General features: G+C 66.0%; 14 protein-coding genes. 9 read left to right on the top strand and 5 right to left on the bottom strand.

Annotated elements, in window-relative coordinates:
* Window positions 1–84: 84 nt before the first annotated feature.
* From B5F40_RS13280 to B5F40_RS16730, 5 genes are all read left to right on the top strand, one after another.
* Window positions 85–2,781 (top strand): valine--tRNA ligase, encoded by a 2,697-nt coding sequence (locus B5F40_RS13280; protein WP_087194762.1) that lies wholly within the window; start codon window positions 85–87, stop codon window positions 2,779–2,781.
* A 632-nt stretch (window positions 2,782–3,413) separates the two neighbouring features.
* Complete coding sequence (locus B5F40_RS13290; protein ID WP_087194764.1) at window positions 3,414–3,959, top strand: zinc ribbon domain-containing protein; 546 nt, start codon at window positions 3,414–3,416, stop codon at window positions 3,957–3,959.
* Window positions 3,960–4,274: 315 nt separating this feature from the next.
* Window positions 4,275–6,188, top strand: coding sequence for a threonine--tRNA ligase (gene thrS / locus B5F40_RS13295; protein ID WP_087194765.1), 1,914 nt, complete (start codon window positions 4,275–4,277; stop codon window positions 6,186–6,188).
* A 177-nt stretch (window positions 6,189–6,365) separates the two neighbouring features.
* Window positions 6,366–6,689, top strand: a complete 324-nt coding sequence (locus tag B5F40_RS13300; protein ID WP_087194766.1) for a PadR family transcriptional regulator — start codon at window positions 6,366–6,368, stop codon at window positions 6,687–6,689.
* 81 nt (window positions 6,690–6,770) lie between these two features.
* Window positions 6,771–6,941, top strand: a complete 171-nt coding sequence (locus tag B5F40_RS16730; RefSeq protein ID WP_239443060.1) for a DUF2812 domain-containing protein — start codon at window positions 6,771–6,773, stop codon at window positions 6,939–6,941.
* A 279-nt stretch (window positions 6,942–7,220) separates the two neighbouring features.
* On the opposite strand, the gene B5F40_RS13310 is transcribed toward B5F40_RS16730, so the two are convergent.
* Window positions 7,221–8,048 carry a hypothetical protein gene (locus tag B5F40_RS13310; RefSeq protein WP_239443061.1) on the bottom strand — a complete coding sequence of 276 codons (828 nt, stop codon included), beginning with the start codon at window positions 8,046–8,048 and terminating at the stop codon, window positions 7,221–7,223.
* A gap of 164 nt (window positions 8,049–8,212) precedes the next feature.
* Here B5F40_RS13310 and B5F40_RS13315 point away from each other — a divergent pair, with 164 nt between their 5' ends.
* Complete coding sequence (locus B5F40_RS13315) at window positions 8,213–8,791, top strand: helix-turn-helix transcriptional regulator (protein WP_087194767.1); 579 nt, start codon at window positions 8,213–8,215, stop codon at window positions 8,789–8,791.
* A gap of 605 nt (window positions 8,792–9,396) precedes the next feature.
* Here the strand turns inward: B5F40_RS13315 and B5F40_RS13320 are convergent.
* The gene (locus B5F40_RS13320) at window positions 9,397–11,058 is read right to left on the bottom strand and encodes a cation:proton antiporter (RefSeq protein ID WP_087194768.1); all 1,662 of its coding nucleotides are present in this window, start codon (window positions 11,056–11,058) and stop codon (window positions 9,397–9,399) included.
* An 873-nt stretch (window positions 11,059–11,931) separates the two neighbouring features.
* On the opposite strand from B5F40_RS13320, the gene B5F40_RS13325 reads away from it, so the two are divergent.
* On the top strand, window positions 11,932–12,255 hold the full coding sequence (locus tag B5F40_RS13325) for a heavy metal-binding domain-containing protein (RefSeq protein ID WP_087194769.1): 324 nt from the start codon (window positions 11,932–11,934) through the stop codon (window positions 12,253–12,255).
* A 108-nt stretch (window positions 12,256–12,363) separates the two neighbouring features.
* On the opposite strand, the gene B5F40_RS13330 is transcribed toward B5F40_RS13325, so the two are convergent.
* On the bottom strand, window positions 12,364–13,293 hold the full coding sequence (locus B5F40_RS13330; protein WP_087194770.1) for a patatin-like phospholipase family protein: 930 nt from the start codon (window positions 13,291–13,293) through the stop codon (window positions 12,364–12,366).
* A 294-nt stretch (window positions 13,294–13,587) separates the two neighbouring features.
* Here B5F40_RS13330 and trxA point away from each other — a divergent pair, with 294 nt between their 5' ends.
* Entirely contained in the window at window positions 13,588–13,896 is a 309-nt protein-coding gene (gene trxA, locus B5F40_RS13335) for a thioredoxin (protein WP_087194771.1), read from the top strand.
* A 638-nt stretch (window positions 13,897–14,534) separates the two neighbouring features.
* On the opposite strand, the gene B5F40_RS13340 is transcribed toward trxA, so the two are convergent.
* Entirely contained in the window at window positions 14,535–15,329 is a 795-nt protein-coding gene (locus B5F40_RS13340; protein ID WP_087194772.1) for a MerR family transcriptional regulator, read from the bottom strand.
* A gap of 455 nt (window positions 15,330–15,784) precedes the next feature.
* On the opposite strand from B5F40_RS13340, the gene B5F40_RS13345 reads away from it, so the two are divergent.
* Window positions 15,785–17,131, top strand: a complete 1,347-nt coding sequence (locus tag B5F40_RS13345; RefSeq protein ID WP_087194773.1) for an MATE family efflux transporter — start codon at window positions 15,785–15,787, stop codon at window positions 17,129–17,131.
* Between the two features lie 199 nt (window positions 17,132–17,330).
* Here B5F40_RS13345 and msrB read toward each other — a convergent pair whose 3' ends face one another.
* Window positions 17,331–18,524: a peptide-methionine (R)-S-oxide reductase MsrB gene (gene msrB, locus B5F40_RS13350; protein ID WP_087194774.1), complete on the bottom strand. Its 1,194-nt coding sequence runs from the start codon at window positions 18,522–18,524 to the stop codon at window positions 17,331–17,333.
* Window positions 18,525–18,753 lie beyond the last annotated feature (229 nt).

Raw genomic sequence — 18,753 nt, forward strand, 5'->3', positions numbered from 1 at the left:
CGATGAACGGGCGGGCGGCACGCTGGGCGGCGCGCCCGCTTTTCGGTTTGGGAGACGCGAGGGATCGAGACGAAAGAGCAGACCATGGCCGACAACACGAATGACAAGAGCGGCGGCAAGAAGATCGACTACGACTTCGCCGCCCACGAGCGCCCGCTTTTCCAGGCGTGGATGGACGCGGGCTACTTCCAGCGCACGCCCGAGCTGGGCGCGGGCCGGGGTGCGTGCAAAGATCAGCCGTACACCATCGTCATCCCGCCGCCGAACATCACCGGCGTGCTGCACATGGGCCATGCCCTCAACGACACCATCCAGGACACGTGCATCCGCCGCGCCCGCATGCAGGGCCGTCCCACGCGCTGGATCCTCGGCACCGACCATGCCGGCATCTCCACACAGACGAAGGTGGACAAGAAGCTGGCCGATCAGGGCATCAGCCGCTTGGAGATCGGACGCGAGGCGTTCATCGAGGCGTGCTACGACTGGTACAAGGAGTACGGCGCCACCATCGTGAACCAGATCAAGGGCATGGGCTGCTCGTGCGACTACGCCGACGAGCACTTCACGCTGGAGCCGGCGTACGTGAAGGCCGTGCGGAAGCTGTTCGTGGACTGGTACCACGACGACCTCATCTACAAGGGCAAGCGCATCGTGAACTGGTGCCCGCATTGCACCACGTCCATCTCCGACGACGAGGCCGAGTACGTGGACGAGAAGGGTCACTTGTGGTACCTGCGCTACCCGCTCACCGAGCCTGAGGACGGCTTGGAGTGCCTCGTGGTGGCCACCACCCGTCCCGAGACGATGCTCGGCGACACGGGCGTTGCCGTGAACCCGAAGGACGAGCGCTTCAAGCACCTCGTGGGCAAGACGGTCAAGCTGCCGCTCGTGGACCGCGAGATCCCCATCTTCGCCGACTGGCACGTGGACATGGAGTTCGGCACCGGCTGCGTGAAGACCACGCCCGCGCACGATCCGAACGACTGGGCCATGGGCGAGCGTAACGGCCTTGAGCGCATCAACATCTTCGACGAGACGGCGCACGTGGTGGACGGCTACGGGCGTTTCAGCGGCATGGACCGCGACGAGGCGCGCGAGGCCGTGGTGGCCGCGTTCGACGAGCTGGGACTGCTCGACAAGGTGGAAGACCACGACCACAGCGTGATGACGTGCTACCGCTGCCACACGAAGCTCGAGCCCTGGGAGAGCGAGCAGTGGTTCGTGGCGGTGGACGGCCTCAAGCAGGACGCGTCGCGCGTGGTGGAGGACGGCTCCATCCAGTTCCATCCCGAGCGCTGGAAGCAGGTCTACCTCGACTGGCTGGCAAACCTCAAGGACTGGTGCATCTCGCGCCAGCTGTGGTGGGGCCATCGCATCCCCATGTTCTACTGCGACGAATGCGGCTGGGAAGACGCGTCGGTGGAGGACGTCGAGGTCTGCCCCGTGTGCGGAAAGCCCGTGCGCCAGGACGAGGACGTGCTCGACACGTGGTTCTCGTCGCAGCTGTGGCCGTTCGCCACGATGGGCTGGACCGAGGAGGGCATGGACGCGCCGCAGATGAAGCAGGCGTATCCCACGCAGGTGCTGTCCACGGCCCGCGACATCATGGGGCTGTGGGTGGCGCGCATGGTGATGGCGTCCATGTACTGCACCGACACCATCCCGTTCGAGCACGTCATCATCCATCCCACGGTGATGGCGGCCGACGGCAAGCCCATGTCGAAGAGCCGCGGCAACGGCGTGGACCCGCTGCGCCTCATGGAGGACTACGGCGCCGACGGCATGCGCTTCGGCCTGCTCATGCAGGTGACGGGCGCGCAGGATCTCAAGTTCAACGAGGCGAAGCTGGAAAGCTCGCGCAACTTCGCGAACAAGATCCGCAACGCCGCGCGCTTCGTGTTGATGAACCTCGACGACTACGAGCCGGGCGCGCCCGAGCCCGTCACGCCGGTGGACCGTTGGATCTTCTCGCGTCTGGCCGGGCTGGTTGCGCGCGTGGACGAGGCGTTCGCCAAGTTCGAGTTCGGCGAGGTCACCCGAGAGCTCTACGCGTTCTTCTGGAACGAGTTCTGCGACTGGTACATCGAGTTCTCGAAGGCGCGCCTCGCCGGCTCGCCGGAGGATCGCGCCGCGTGCCAGCGCAACCTCGTGTTCGTGCTCGACCAGGCGCTGCGCCTCTTGCATCCCATCATGCCGTTCGTGACCGAGGAGATCTACCAGCAGCTGCCCATCGACCGCGAGGGCGCGCCGTATCTCATCGGCGCCGCGTGGCCGGACGCGCAGGAGCTGGCGAAGTACGCGGATGCGGAGGCCGAGCGCGCCATCGAGATGGTGTGCGAGACGGTGTCGGCCATCCGCAGCACGCGCGCCCGCTACGGCATCTCGCCGAAGTCCGAGCTGGCCGTGGTCGTGAAGGCCGACGAGGCGGACGCGGCACTGCTCGAGGCCCAGCGGGGACTCATCGAGGGCATGGGCAACACGGCGTCGCTCGTCATCGGCGCGCAGGTGGAGAAGCCGGCCGAATCCAGCGCCGTGCTGGGCGCGGGGCTGGAGGTGTACCTGGTGCTGTCGGGCCTCGTGGACCTCGACGCCGAGCGCGAGCGCCTTGCGAAGGAACAGGCCAAGCTCGCCGCCGATGCGGGCAAGCTGGAGAAGAAGCTCTCCAACCCCGGCTTCCTCGCCAAGGCCGCGCCCGAGATCGTGGAGAAGGACCGCGCCAAGCACGCCGAGCTCGCCGACAAGCTCGCCCGCGTGGAGGCCCAGCTGGCGGAATTGGGGTAGCGGTTGCGTTGAACAGCGCGGAGCGCACTTCGCTCCGCGCGTTGGCTGCAACGGGGTTTCGTCTGCTTTTCGCGGTTGCCTCGCAACATCCTTCGCTTTGCGCGCCGATCGAGCTGCGGTGCCTTTTCCTCACGGTGATCGACCTTCTGCGCCCGATGTTTCCCTTCGGGCGCGCAGGTGCGTTGCGATGATGGAAACGCTGCTTTCCGCAGATGCTCTATAACGATGGCCGCTATGCGAGGCTATTCGGTGGCGAACCCGGCTGCTTGCTTCGATGCCTCGCTGTTTTGCGCGCTCTGGCGCAGATCGCGATGGGTCTCGGTCTTTAGGACGGCTTTCTGTGTATGCTGCGGCAAAAATCGATGAAGAACCTTTGACTCGATGCCGTGCGGGTATGATCATTGTCTTGGATGAGCGTAAGCGGTGGCGTGCGGGACCGCAGCGGCCCTCCCGCCGTTCCGACCGGTTGCGGAAATTGGCTGAACAAGGGCGCAGGTTGCGGCTTCTTTGCTATAATGACTGATCGCGTGCATGCTACAGATGTTTTCGATGCTGCACGGCGGCGGTTTCAGAGCCCTTCGCGGGATGGCGGGATCGCCGGCTTCGAGCCGACCGAGGAAAACGAGGTTGAAATGACTGAACTGCTGTCCCAGCTGTGGACGCCCGAGCTGCAAGCCGCGTTCACCGTGGTGGTGGTGCTGCTCGTCATTCTGTACGTGCTGTCCATCGTCTGGGTGGTCCGCGATGCCTATCTGCGCGGTTCCTACTGGTATGTATGGGCCGTCGTCGCGCTTGTCCCGTTGCTCGGCGTGATCGCGTATTGCCTGCTGCGTCCGCCGCTGTTGCAGATCGACCGCGACGAGCAGGAGTTGGAGATCGCACTCAAGCAGCGCGAGCTCATGAAATACGGCGAGTGCGCGAACTGCGGCTATCCTGTGGAAGCCGATTTCGTGCTCTGTCCGAATTGCCATCAACGTCTGAAGAATCTCTGCGGCACCTGCAACCATGCGCTTGATCCCACTTGGACCGTGTGCCCCTATTGCGCAACGCCCGTAGGCGGTGCTGCTCCTGCACGCCGCAACACTCCGCGCGCCCGAACGAAGCAGCCGCAGCAAGCGGCTTCCCAGCAAAGGCAGGCCCGGAATCGCTCCTCGCAAGGAGAGCCTTCCGCCCAGTAACCTGTGCTGTCGAAGAAGCCGCCTCGTTTTCCGGGGCGGTTTTTCATGCGCGCTTTCTGCGGCGTCTGTTGAAACCGTGTGCCCGAGGGACCTTCCGGTCGTTCGTGGCATACTAAGCCAAGGCCGCGCGTTCGGGGGCTTGGTCGTACCGGTCCAGGGCTGTTTTCGAGGGAAAGGGTCGGCTGAAGGTTCCGGAAGCTTCAGCTTGGCGTTCTTGAAGCCGTCTCGAAAGCTTCCGGATCCCGGAAGGCGATATGCTCCCGAGATAGTCCGATGCAGGTGCTTTGTGCGCACCCGGCATAGAAAGGAACCATCATGAACATCGTACTTCCCGACGGCTCGACCAAGGACGTGCCCGAGAACGCCACTGTCGCCGACGTGGCGGCCGCCATCGGCGCGGGCCTGGCGAAGGCCGCGCTCGCGGGCATCGTGAACGACCGGCCGGTCGACCTCTCCGCGCCCGTGGCCGAGGGCGACTCCGTGGCCATCGTCACCGCCAAGAGCCCCGAGGGCCTGGAGCTTCTGCGCCACTCAACCGCGCACGTCATGGCAGCCGCGCTCGTCGACCTCTACGGCGACGTGCAGTTCGGCGTGGGCCCCGCCATCGAGGACGGCTTCTACTACGACGTGAAGCTGGATCGCGCGCTCTCGCCCGACGACTTCGCCGCCATCGAGGCCCGCATGGCCGAGATCGCGAAGGCCGACGAGCCCTTCGAGCGTCGCGTGGTCACGCGCGCCGAGGCCGAGGAGATCTTCGCGAACCAGCCGTTCAAGCTGGAGCTCATCGCCGAGCTTCCCGAGGACGCGATCATCACCACGTATCGCATCGGCAAGTTCACCGACCTGTGCCGCGGGCCGCACCTGCCCTCCACCGGCAAGCTGGGCGCGTACAAGCTGACCAAGCTGGCCGGCGCGTACTGGCGCGGCGACGCCGAGCGCGAGATGCTCACCCGCATCTACGGCACCGCGTTCTTCAAGAAGGCCGAGCTCGAGGAGCACCTGCACAACCTGGCCGAGGCCGAGAAGCGCGACCACCGCAAGCTCGGCCGCGAGCTGGGCATCTACATGATGGATCCCATGGCGGGCGTGGGCCTGCCCATGTACCTGCCGAAGGGCGCGCGCGTCATCCGCACCCTGCAGGAGTGGCTGCGCCGCGATTTGTACGAGCGCGGCTACGAGGAGGTCATCACCCCGCACATCTACAACGCCGACGTGTGGAAGACCTCGGGGCACTACGGCTTCTACAAGGAGAACATGTACTTCTTCGAGATCAACGAGGGAGACGACGAGAACCCGCGCATGAGCGAGTACGGCGTGAAGCCCATGAACTGCCCGGGCCACGTCATGCTGTACAAGAACGAGCTGCATTCCTACCGCGACCTGCCGCTGCGCTACTTCGAGTTCGGCACCGTGTACCGCCACGAGATGTCGGGCGTGGTGCACGGCCTTCTGCGCGCCCGCGGCTTCACCCAGGACGACGCGCACGTGTTTTGCACGAAAGACCAGGTCGTCGACGAGGTGGTGGCCATCCTCGACCTCGTGGACCACATCATGACCACGTTCGGGTTCGAATACGAGGCCGAGATATCCACGCGCCCCGAGAAGTCCATCGGCACCGACGAGATGTGGGAGCATGCCACGAGCTCCCTCGAGGAGGCTTGCGAGCGCCATGGCCTCGCCTACGAGATCAACGAGGGCGACGGCGCGTTCTACGGCCCGAAGATCGACATCAAGGTGAAGGACGCCATCGGCCGCACCTGGCAGTGCTCCACCGTGCAGGTGGACTTCAACATGCCCGAGCGCTTCGAGCTGACCTACCGCACCGAGGACAACACCGAGGAGCGCCCCTGGATGCTCCATCGTGCCATCTTCGGCTCCATCGAGCGCTTCTTGGGGATTCTGATCGAGCACTACGCCGGCGCGCTGCCGCTGTGGCTGGCCCCCGTGCAGGTTGCCGTGCTGCCGCTGGCCGACCGCCACAACGACGCGGCGGCCGAGCTGGCGAAGCGGCTCAAGGCAGCGGGCGGCCGCGTCGAGGTGTACGACCAGAACGAGCCCATGCGCGTGAAGATCGCGAAGGCGCAAAGCCAGAAGATCCCGTACATGGCCGTGATCGGCGACAAGGAGATCGCCGGCGGCACCGTCAGCGTGCGCGAGCGCCACGAAGGCGACCTCGGCGCGTGGCCGGTCGAGCAGCTGGAGGAGAAGCTGCGCGAAGCGGCGCTGTAGGACGGCGGCCGCGCGACGAACGCGTCCGATGCGATGTTTCACGTGAAATATCCGTACGATTCCACGAAGCCCCGGCGCGCTCGCCGGGGCTTTTTCGCGCTTGCATGTTATATCGTCTTTCGATCTCCGTTATATCGGAAGACGATATAACGGAGATCGGTATACAGGAGGGCACGCATGGGAACGGAATCGATCGCGCTGACCGAGGCGGTGTTCTACATCCCGCTCTCGCTCGACGAGCTGCTGCACGGCTACGGCATCATGCGATGCGTGGAGCGGCTGAGCGGAGGCCGCGTGCGCCTGGCGGTCAGCACGCTGTGCGGCGTGCTCGACACGTTGCAGAAGAGGCGCTGGATCGGGCCGACGCCCGGCGGGGGAGCAGGGAGGAAGAAGGGGTATCGGCTGACGGATGCCGGTCGCGACGCGGTGCGCAGCGAGCTGGCGCGCTTGTGCGAGCTGGTGGGCAACGGCGAGCAGGTAGCAGGGGAGTGGTCGCGATGAGGCACGCGAGGTGCCGGCCGTTCTAGACGTGGAACTTCGACAAGGAGGAGGCGTGGCTGAACGAGCAGGCCGCGCACGGTCTTGCGCTCGTGGACGCCGTCGATCCGCTATGTGTTCGAGGAGTGCGAACCGGGAGCCTACGAGTACCGGCTCGAGCTGCTCGAGAACATGGCGTGCGCTGCGGAGAGCCGCCGCTACCTGGGCTTCCTGGAGGAAATGGGCATCGAGTGCGTCGGCATGTTCGGCCGCTAGGCCTACCTGCGCCGACGCTGCGACGGCGCGCCGTTCGACCTGTTCTCCGACATCGACTCCAAGATCAAGCGCCTCAGGCGCATCGACGCGCTGTTGCTCTCCGCGCTCGTCCTGCAGCTTGCGGGCTTGGAGGCTCTGTTCCATATGCGCGAGTACCTGCAGGACATGCTGCCGTTCGCTTTCGTGTGGCTCGCGTTCGTCGCGCTCGTGGGGTTCGGTATCGTCCGCATCGCGCGTAAGACGGGCCGCCTGGAGCGCGAGCGCGCGGTGCGCGAGTGGTCACCCCAGCCAGAGGCGGTAGATGGTCGGCGGGTCGTAGTCGGCCAGCGCGAGGCAGAAGCGGGACGGGTCGATGTCGTCGTAGGCCGACCGATCGCGAAACGTGCTCGCGTACACGAGGAACGGCAGTGTGAAGGCGTGCGTCTCGCCTGGCTGGAGCACGTTCCAATCGTCGGGGAGGGTGTTCTGGACGAGCCCGCGATCGGAAGGGACGCCGTACAGCTCTCCCAGCAGGTAACCGCCCGAATCGCCGCCTCCGCCGTTGTCGAGCATGTCGTTCGCCCCGTTGAAGTCTTCGCTCCACAGCAGCATCACGGGAAGGTTCTGCGCGTAGTCCATGGTGTTCGTCACGGTGACGTCGACGAGCACGATCTTGCATTCGTGCTCGCGAGCCTGCGCGTACCCGGTCGTCAGAGCGTAGTGCGGATACCATTCGGCGAACGCGTCCAAGGTCACGGCCTTCATGCCGACGGGGACGACCTCGACCCCGTCCGAATCTTCGATGTAGTTGAATTCGCTCAAACGGCGCTCGCGCTCCTCGTCGCTCCACGTCGCGCGTTCCTCCTCGCTCGTGCTGAACCATTTCCCTCGGGTCAGGCTTTCGGTTCGATAGGCTTGCCCGAACGGGACGTCCACGATGCGCTCGGCTTCGTAGGCGGGGTTGCCGGCGGCGCTGATCGACGAGTGCAGCGAGTCCGGTTTCGCCGTCCGCACGCGGGGCTCGCCGGGGGCGAACTGGAAGCCGAACCAGACGAGGGCGCAGGCCGCCGCCGCGATGCAGGCGACGCCGACGAGGGTCCGTGCGATTCTGCTGCGTGCTGCGCTCATGGGGGTGCTCCTTCGCCGTGACTTTCCGCGTCCAACCTAGCATGACCTGCCGTTCGTCGGCAATGATGAAGTTTTTCATCACCGGTTCTGCTGCGGCTCGGCGGGCGGGTTGCGCTATGCTGTACGCGAAAGCGAGGCGCAGCGATGCGGGAAGGGGGAGCGCGATGGTGTCCTGGTCGACGGTTGCGGTGCTGGCGCTGGTCTGCGTCGAGTTCGCTGCGTTCTGCGCGGCGATCGTCCGCGCGTTCTTTCGCGTGCGGGCCGACCGGGCGGCGTACCGGGCCGCGGGCGTATGGGCGGCCTCCTTCGGCGTCACCGTCGTCGGGTCGCTCGCGGCGCGCGATGCCCAGGGCACGTGGGCGGCAGCGGCGTTCGCGGCAGCGGCGTGCCTTCTCACGTTCCCGCTGTGCGCGCTGCTCGAACGCCGCTGGCGCAACCGCGACATGGCCGCCGCGGTGGCCTACCTGCAGCTTCACCGCCCGGCCGCCCGTCCCGTCGAGCCCCCTGCCGCGCAGGAGTGGGGCACCGGCCCCGATGCCACGTGCGCCCGCCTCGCGCGCGCCTACGACCTGACGCGCCGCGAGGAGGACGTGCTGCGCCTGCTCATGGAGGGCCGCACGTTCGCCGAGGCCGCCGACGAGTTGACAGTGTCCCTCAACACGGTGAAGAGCCACGTGCGTCGCATCTACGCCAAGATGGGCGTTCGTGGCAAGCAGGATCTTCTCGACAAGGTGCTCTCCTGAGCGGACTTGGGGAAGGCGAGGAGGTCCGTTGTGGCGTCGGCGAGCCGGTCTGTGCCAGCTCGGTTCGAAAAAGAGAGGTCCTCGTTCGCATCGAGGAAAGGTCGCGCGGCCATCCCATTTCCGTATCGTTCAGGAAGGAGCTTTCTCCGTTTAGCTTGAAGGGGCGGGGAGATGACCCTGTCCCTTCGAAGCAAGGGCAGGGTCATGCGGGAGGGCGATCAGGGCCTTGCGAAGATGAGCTGACCGTGCGACGGCGATTTGACGCGAGCGGGAGGCTAAAGTGGCGCAGATCTCGTTTTATGTATGGATTTTCGCAGCGCAAAGCGCAGGAGAACGAGCAAGACCTGGGATTACGCTTCGTTGCTCGGTCTCGCGAGCAGAAAATGCGGACAAACCTACGCACAGGACGCGATCTGCGCCGTTCCGGGCTGCCTTTGCGCGGTCGAAAAGGGGTTCGGGCCTTCCGGCGCGTGAACGCTTGCGAAATCGTTGCGGCTGTCGACGAGTTATGGGCGGTCGTCCCTTCCGAAGCTCGTCGGTTTTCGCCCCCTTCGCAAGTGCGGTGGTGGCGCATGAGGATCGACCAGGTCGAAGCTTCGTCCGCCTCAGTCGCGTTCGTCGGTCTTTTCACCATCGCGGGCGTCTTCGTCCCTTTGCACCAGGAGCGCCTGCTCGATGAGGCGTCCTCGCTCGATCAGGCGTCGCCGATGCTCGTGCGCGACAAGCCGCGCGATGCGCCGCCGGCGCTCATCGAGCGATGGGGAGCCGACCGCATGTCGCGGGCCGTCGCCGTCCGGATCGGCATCAACGGCGAGATCGTGGCGGGCCATCTCCTGCGCGGCCAAGTCGAGCGCTTCGTCGATGGCGCGCCTGCGGGCGCCGCGGCGCTGCAGCAGCGCGGCGCGGTCTTGCCAGCTTGAACCGCCGACGCCCCCTTCCGCATCCGGGTGGTCGCATCCAGCGCCTTTCCGCAAGCGTCGTTCGAGCTCCTCTTCGCGCGCGAGCATGCGCTCCAGCTCCCAGTGCTCGCGCAGGATGTCGCCGATGTCGCGCGGGTTGTGCGCGATCTCGCGCACCGCCTCGATGGGCTTCGCGTCGGCAACGCGGTAGGTGAGCATGCCCAGAAGCGGCATGAGGAACACGGTGATTGCGCCCGCCGCCACGAGCACGCTCGCCGTCTCCTGCAGCATGGCGTCCGCTCCCACGGCAACCGAGGTCACTGCCACGATGATGGGCAGCGCCGTCGTGCAGTACAGCGCCACGGTCAGACGATTGTGCGTGGATATGTCGCGCGTACCCTTCGCGGTGGACAGAGCGACGAAGATGGGAGCTGCGCGGATGATTAGCAGAAGCACGATGAACCCGACAAGCAGCGCCGGTTGGGCGAACACGGCCGAAAGGTCGATCTTCGCTCCGGAGACTGCGAAGAACACGGGAATGAGAAATCCGTAGGCCGTTCCTTCAAGCTTGTGCTCGAGAGAGCGGTCGCCTTCGGGGATGATGTAGCGCAGCACGAAGCCCGCGGCGAAGGCGCCCAGCACGATGTCGAGGTCGAAGACGGCCGACACGGCAACGAGGCCCACGAGCAAAAGCACCACCATGCGCATCATGGTCTGCGATGTGCCGTCGGCGTTCTCCGAGAGAAAGCGAAACAGCCGGTGCCCCGCCTTCTTCGCCTTGGCAGGCACGACGGCGGCGATCACGGCGATGGCGACGAACGCCAAAAGGATGAGCGCGGTCTGCCACTCGGCGCGCGTCGACAGCAGAAGCGCCATGGCGAGCACCGGGCACAGCTCTCCCCAGGTGCCGTATGCGAGGATGGACTCGCCCACGCGGGTTCCCATGAGCCCCCGCTCCTTCATGATGGGCATGAGCGTGCCGAGAGCCGTTGTGGTGAGCGCGATGGCCACGGCCATGGCCTCCAGCTCGTTTGTCTTCATGAGTCCGGCTGCGATGACGACGCCGAAGGCCAGCGCGATGGACGCGATCCAGGTAACAAGACCGCGCTTGCCTTGGCCGCCTGTGAGGCTTTTCGGGTTGATCTCGTAACCGGCCAGCAGGAACAAGAATCCCAGACCCAGATCGGACAGAAGAGCCACCGCATCGGTGACCTCGATGAGGCCGAGCACGTTCGGGCCGAGCAGCGCGCCGGCGATGAGCAGGAACACCGTCTCGGGAACGAGCTTGTTGGGGACGATCTTCGCGACGATGGGGCTTGCCGCCGCGATGAGCGCGATGATGGCGAGCGAGACGAGGTCGACGGTCATGGAAGTCTGCGCCTTTCGATGCTGTTTGTACGTTCGTGCTGATGGGCGGTGCCCTATTCTACACCTTCGTCGTTTGCGCAAAGCGCGTCCCACAGTTTTCGCACGTGGGGAAAGGGATGCGTTCCCGCATGCGGGAGGCGACGAGCTTGCGGAGCCGATGTGGGTTGCGAGGGAAGGGCTTCGGGAAAGGCGTGAACGAGGGGGCTGCGAGGCTGTGGTGCCGAGAGGGCTTCGTCGGGAATGGCGGGGACCGTCCGGGCTGCTGTGCGTCCGGGCGCCCTTCTGCCCGGGCGGTCCGCGTTCCTCGGAATTGCGCTTCCTGCGCCTGGTGCTCGAAAGCCTGCCGAGGACGATCCTGCCTGCGCTGCTTCGCAGGAGGCGATGGCACGGTGTCGCCTCGGGCGTTCTTGGGGGGGGGGGTCGCTGCTCCGTCCTTCCGACCGCGCGGGTTCGGGTCGGATGGCCATCCCGTCTGGGATCATGCCCTCGCGCCCGACCGTTCCTTTCGAGCGTGGGGACGCGCGCCGGACGCGCATCTTTTTTCGATTTTGCGCGCGATTCCCCACCATCCCCGGTCTTCTCCGATGCTTTAACGAGAGAGCCCCAGATGGCGACACCCTTGCTTCGCTCATTGTTCCCAAAAGCGAAAAAACGTGCTATTCGGAGGGGTTTTGCGCTGCTGCGCGATCCAGACGGAGGGGCATCGACGTTTCGCAGGGGGGGTGGCCGACGGGTCGCGCAGCCGCGAATCGCGCTGCGGAGGGCTTCGTCTGGAATGGGGCTTCTGTGAGGTGATTTCCCTTGGACGGCGTGGTTCGGCGGGCGGCCATGGTATGCTTTTGGGAGGGCATTTTCTTGGGAAGGAGCGGTTCTATGATTGTCACCACCACGAACTTCGTCGACGGCTACCGCATAAGCGGCTATTACGGCATCGTGTTCGGCGAAGTGATCACCGGCATCAATTTCCTGCGCGATTTCGGCGCGGGCATCCGCAACATCGTGGGCGGCCGCAGTCAGGGGTACGAGGAGGAGCTCATGCAGGCGCGCACCGAGGCGCTCGCCGAGCTCGAGCAGCGCGCCGCCGCCATGGGCGCGCACGCCGTGGTGGGCGTGGACTTGGACTACGAAGTGCTCGGTCAGGGCAATATGCTCATGGTCACCGCCTCCGGAACCGCCGTTGCGCTCGAGCAGGCGTAAGGAGTCGGACGGTCGCGCTCTGTCCCGTCATCGCGGGCAAGCGCGCATGCGCCTTGCGCCTGCGTTGCGTCGAGCCAACGCGGGCGCAAGCATCCCCTACTGTGCTGCCTAACGCTCGAGGTAGGAGCAGAGGGCTGACCAGGTGCGCGCGGCTTCGGCATACCCCTGCTCGTAGAGCGCGAACAGCTTCTCGGAGTCGCGCTCCATGCTCGAGACGGTGACGGGTTCGGGCGGGCGGATGACGAATGCCTCGCCTGCTTCGTGCATCCGCGCGAGCATGCGGTAGGTGCGGTTGTATTCGTAGTGACGGTGTTGGAGCCTTTCGAGATAGTACGGGTAGAGTCCGTAGCGCTGCCGTTCGAGCGCGAGCATCTTGTCAGGGCCCTTTACATAGTCGGCTGCCTGGGTGAGCACGACAACGTGCTTTTTCGCGCCTGTGAGCAGCGAGTGCACGATGGGCACGCTGTCGCAGGTGCCGCCGTCGAGCAGAAGCTTGCCGTCCACGTCGACGATCTGGCTGACGAGCGGCATGGATGACGATGCGATGAGGTAGGGCAGGTCGGCCCGCGCGTCGGAGAGCTCGTGGTAGTCGGCTTCTCCGGTGATGAGGTTGCTCGACACGGTGATCAGCCTCATGGGCGACTCGTCGAACGCCGCGTAGTTGAACGGCTCGAGGCGATTGGGAATCTCGTCGAAAGCGAACTCGCGACCGCAGGCGTTGCCCGTGCGCACGAAGCTTTTAAGGGACAAGTAGCGCCAGTCGGTGCAGTATTTCGTGTTGAGGTAGCATGTGCGGCCGTCCTCGCCTGCCACGTAGTTGTAGCCGCAAAGCGCCCCCGCGCTCACGCCGATGACGCGCTTGCAGAACAGCTTCTGATCCATGAAGAAGTCGAGCACGCCGGCGGTGAACTGCCCGCGCATCGCGCCGCCTTCCAGAACGAGGTTTGCATCCGTGGCGGCGTGCCCACGCCATGCGGGCTCGTGAAGGGACGCGGGAGAGGTGCGGAAGATTCGCTGGCGGTCGGACGATGTGCTCATTGAGCTTCCTTTCGATGGTTCCCGGCCATTATAGCTCAGCGCGCGTGGCGGGGTTTGTGGAGCGTCGGTGGAGGATGACCATCCTTCGGGCCGTTCGCCGGTCGAAAACGCCGCGAGGCTCAACAATCATATCCCGTATGGTGACATTTGAGTGCGCGATGCGTGCTCTGCGTGTACAATGCAGAGGAACCCGGAAATGCCGCGCGTCGGCTGCGCGGCGGAGGGCGGCGGCCGTCAGGCCGCCGCGGATCGGCCGCGCATGCGGTCGCGAACCGAGAAAAAAAGGAGGCTCTTATGAGCGAGATCGTATCGTCTTCCGATTTCCAGTCCAAGGTGCTCGATGCGCAGGGCCCTGTGCTCGTGGACTTTTTCGCCACATGGTGCGGGCCGTGCAAGATGCTCGCGCCGACGCTCGACGAAGTGGCGGAAGAAACGGCCGGCAAGGCCGTCGTATGCAAGCTCGACATCGACCAAAGCCCCGACATCGCCCAACGCTACGGGGTCATGAGCGTGCCTACGCTCATGGTGTTCGAGAACGGCCAGGTTAAGAATCAGGCCGTGGGCGTGCAGCCCAAGCACGCCATCCTCTCGATGCTCGACTAGCCATTGCGAGAGAAGCGCGTTCGCTTGTCGCATCGCGCCGCGCCAAGGCCCCTGACCGATCCGGTCGGGGGCCTTTCGCGTATCGGCGGCGTTTCCGTCGAGTCGCCCTCCTCGCGTCTTGTCGGATGGCGCCGCGGGGCTCTTGCCGACGAGGCCGGGCCTCGAACGGCCGTCGTGCGTGTTGAACTGCCGTTTCGAGACCGAGCTCTGGGGCGAAGTTCGGTCCCTTAGGGCTCGGGTTATCGCACAGGGGTCCAGGCCGGTGGAATGGGCGACGACTTGAGTGCCTTCGGGGTTTGGAAGCTTCCGGTCGCGGTTTGGCGACTCCCGGGCGCTCGAGCGCCGTCTCGACGACGTCGTCGAGGCCGGTTCGACGGAGCTTCCTCTGGCAGCGTCAAACCCCTGCGCCTGAAGAGGGCGCGGTGCGTTCGAGTGGGCGACGCGAGATGGCGAGGCGGCTGGTTGGAGTTGCGGGCTGAGGCGTCTTTTGCGAGGCTGCGCGCTCAGGCGCGAGCGGCCTTGGCGAGCCGTCGGCCAGGGCGGCGAGGGCTTGGATGGCGCAGCTCCCCGCGCATCCGGCCGACGGGCATCCTTTCGTCGGCGATCTGCCGACGGTCCCCTCCGCCGCGCTGTCCGCTTCATGCCGAAGGGTCTCCAACGACCCAGGCGCGGTGGAGGTCCCAGCGGCCTGCGTCGTCCGTGGCGGTGAGCAGATAGCTGCCCACGACGAGGACGGGGTCGATGCCCTCTTCGCGTGCTTCGGAGAGCAGCTCGCGCACGTTGCTCTCTCCCGAGGCGGGAGCTACTTTGAGCAGGCATTCGCGACAGGTGCGCGCCGTATGGGCGGGAGAGCGGAGCCATAGCGCTTCCGCCTCGCCGTCCCTTGCGCGCGTCCCGGCTCGATCTCCGTTCTCCTCGTCGGCCACTGCTTCGAGCACCTCGTCCGGATGCGCGGCGTCCACAAGCACCCCGTAGCGCCAAGGCTCCTCCACCAGCAGTCGCCACGGGCCTGCGTCGTTGTAGTCGATGGCCTCGAGCCGGACGATGGCGGGCGCTTTGGCGCGCATTCCCTGGCGGGCGAGGCGCGCCGCCTCGGCGTTGAGGGCCCGCTGACGAGAGAGACGGGCGCGGGTGCCTTCGAGCTGGGCGATGCGGTGCTCGATGTCGCTTTCGGTTCGTGCGAGCGCCTCGTCCAAACCGCGGGCCGAGAGCGCGCGGTAGCCCTCGAGCTCCTTAACCGGCACGCCGAGCTTTCGATAGAAGGCGATCTCGCTCGCTTCGATGAGGTCGTGCAGCGAGTACTGCCGGTAGTCGTTGCCGCGGTTGCGCCGCGCGCGCACGAGCCCTTGGCTCTCCCAGTAGCGAAGCGTGGACGGAGCCACTTCCAGATAGCGTGCAGCGTCTTTGATGTCGTAGAGCCTCGGTTCGTCCATGGTTGGTTCCTCTCTTGGCAGCCGTCTGCGTTGGGGGGGCGTCGTTCGCGCGCTTTGGCGCGCGGTCGGGGAGCCGTCGCGGCGCTGCTGGCGGGCGGCATCGGCTACTCGCGTCGCGCGACGGCTCCTCGCCTCCGGTCTTGCGCGCGCTGTCCGCGTCGGGAGCGCGCACGCTGTTGAGCGGCTTGTGCCGTTCCACGAGAGCCTTGAGCGCCGCCGGGCGGCACGGGCGGACTCGCCGTCTTCATTCGACCTCTTCGGGCAGCGCTTCAGGCTCGTCAATGCCGTCCGTGTCGTGTCGCTTTCGATGTTGCGCACCCATTCGCCCCGCTGAACTGCCGGGGGATTTGAAGATTCCGCGAAACCTTTGGCGTTTTCCTTTACCTTAAAGCCGCTTTAAGGTTGAGAATACCATCTGGAAAACGACAAAGCAAGCAAGGCAAGGTGGAGTAGCTATGATCACGAAGGACATGGTGCGCGAATACCTCAAGTACATCGTTCCCACCATGATCACGTTCACGCTCGCGAGCGTCTACAGCATCGTTGACGGCGTGTTCGTGGGGCATGCCGTGGGCGATGCGGGGCTGGCCGGCATCAACGTGGCCTTTCCGCTCGTGGCCCTCATCATGGCGGTGGGCACGGGCATCGGCATGGGTGGCGGCGTCATCTCGTCCATCGCGAAGGGGGCGGGCGACGAGGCGAAGGCGCATCGTGCCGTGGGCACGACGTTTCTCATGCTCGTGTTGGCGTCCGCGCCCATCATGGTGACGTTGCTGCTGTTCGCCGAACCCATCTGCCAGCTGCTCGGCGGCCGCGGTGAGACACTCTCGCAGGCGGCGGCGTACCTGTCGGTCATCGCGTGGGGCGTGCCGTTCCAGATCCTCGTCACCGGCTCCATGCCGCTCATCCGCAACCAGGGCAAGGTGGCTTACGCCATGGGCGTGCAGGTGCTCGCAGGCCTTATGAACGTTGCGCTCGACTTCGTGTTCGTCATCCTCATGGGGTGGGGAACGGCGGGCGCGGCTTTGGCCACGGCGACGGCGCAGGCATCCTCGTTCCTGCTCGTGGGTGCGTTCTTCCTGCGCAAGGACAACCGCATCGCGCGCGGCGATCTGCGCATTGACGGCCATATCGCGCTCCATGCGCTCAAACTGGGCATGGCGCCGTTTGGTCTGACGCTTCTGCCCGAGGCCACGGTGGTGGCCATCAACGTGAACCTGGCGGCGTGCGGTGGCGAGACAGCGCTTGCGGCGTACGCCGTGGTGTCCTACACGGCCTGCGTCATCCAGATGCTCATCCAGGGGGTCGGCGACGGATCGCAGCCGCTCGTCTCGAAGCGCTACGGGGCGGGCGACGTCGACGGCGTGCGCCGCATACGCAACACGAACTATCTCATCACCATCAGCTTGGGCGCGCTTGGCCTTGTCGCGATGCTTCTTTTGCGCGATCGGATACCACTTCTGTTCGGCGCGTCCGAGGAGACGGCGGGAGTGATCGCGTGGGCTTTGCCGTTGTTCTCCACGGCCTACGTGTTCTACGGGTTCACCCATGCGTCCACCTCGTACTTTTACGCGGTGGACGACGCGCGGGCCTCGAGTGCCATCGTGTACGGGGAGGCGTTGCTCGTGGTGGCCGTGGTGTTCGGGGCCGCGCGCCTTGCCGGAGTCGACGGCATCTGGCTGTCGGTGACCGTGGTGCAGGCTATCCTCTCCGTGTGCGCAGGGGCGCTTTTGCGCCGTCGTCGCCGCGCCAGGCGCGCGGAAGGGCCTGCGCGGGCGGCGGTGGGAGACGGGGTCTGCTAGCGAGTCCGGGTTTCGCGCGGAGCGGTGCTGGCGGCGAACGCAGGATCGGCCAAGCTGTCGAAGCGCGCAGGCTCGGCGGGTTAGCGGACGAGGTGCGCGGGGCCGCCATGATGCACGGGGCGCGCAGGGGGCGACGGGGCCGCATGCCTTCCGACCTCCCTGGATTCTTCGACCCCTTGAGGCCCTCGGCGCTTGCCTTTCACGCCCGTACGAGCGGCGTGAGGTAGCCGTAGCCCTCCTCTTCCATGCGCTCGAGCGGGACGAAGCGCAACGCCGCGCTGTTGATGCAGTAGCGCATCCCGCCCGCCTCGGCAGGGCCGTCGTCGAACACGTGGCCGAGATGGGCGTCGCCCGCGCGGCTGCGCACCTCGGTGCGGCGCATGCCGTGGCTGCGGTCGGGACGCCAGGTAACGACGTCGGGGACGATGGGGCGCGAGAACGCCGGCCATCCGCAGCCCGAGTCGAACTTGTCGGTGCTTGCGAACAAAGGCTCGCCGCTCGTCACGTCCACGTACACGCCCGGTTCGAACATTTTGTCGTAGGCGTTGCGGAAAGGGGCTTCGGTGGCGTTTTCACGCACAACGCAGTACTGCTCGTCGGTGAGCGCGCGGCGCAGGGCCTCGTCGGAGGGCGCGGAGTAGCCGACTGCGCGAATGCGCGCGGCGGCCTCTTCGCGCGTGTTGCCGGGTGCGAGGGTTTTGGCGCGGGGTCCGCACGACGGCGAGGTCGGCGCGCGCGGACCGTCCTCGCCATCGTGCGCGCGATCCTCCGAAAGACCCTTGCTGCGGACGAATTCGTCAGCCTTGCGCAGGTTGACATGGCAGTACCCGCCTGGGTTCTTCGCCAGGTAGTCCTGGTGGTAGTCCTCGGCGGGCCAAAAGCCCTCGAGGGGTCCCGCTTCTACGGCGATCGGCTTGTCGTGTCGCGCCTGCTCGCGAAAGAGCGCTGCCTGCGCGACGGGACGGTCGGCATCGTCGGTCCAGTAGATGCCCGTGCGGTACTGCGTACCTACGTCGTTTCCCTGGCGGTTTTCGCTCGTTGGGTCGATGGCCTCGAAGAAAGCCTCGAGCAGCGTGCGCGTGGGCAGCACGCGGCGGTCGTAAGCGACGGCCACCGTTTCGGCATGCCCTGTGCCTCTTCGGCATACGTCCTCGTAGCTGGGGCGGTCGGTGGAGCCGTTCGCGTAGCCGGCTGTCGTGGCGCGAACGCCCGGCAGGCGCTTGAGGAACGCCTCGAGTCCCCAGAAGCAGCCTCCGGCCAGGTAAATCGTGTGCAAGTCGTCCGCATTGGAAGGTTTGGGCTCTTCCGGCGAGGCGTCGGTCGGTGCGAATCCGGTGGCCGGGGCCTCATCGAACGGGGAACCGGCAAGGGCTTCAACGCTTTGGTCGCGCATGGACGATCCTTTCTCGCAGAGGCTTCGCAGGGAATTGCAATGGTAGCGCACCTTCGTGCGGCGCGAGCACTGCGCTCCGAACCGTGAGGGGGCTGTCGCGGGGCTGTGGGGGGCGGCGGCAACGTGGCCAGGGACTGCGCCCGCACGGCGGGGCGCGCGGGGGCGGAAGAGGTGTCGGTGGTGTATCGGCGCCGCCGCGAGGACATGACGGCGCTCGCCGCCGAGGTGG

The sequence above is a fragment of the Gordonibacter sp. An230 genome, from assembly GCF_002159915.1.
Lineage (GTDB): Bacteria > Actinomycetota > Coriobacteriia > Coriobacteriales > Eggerthellaceae > Rubneribacter.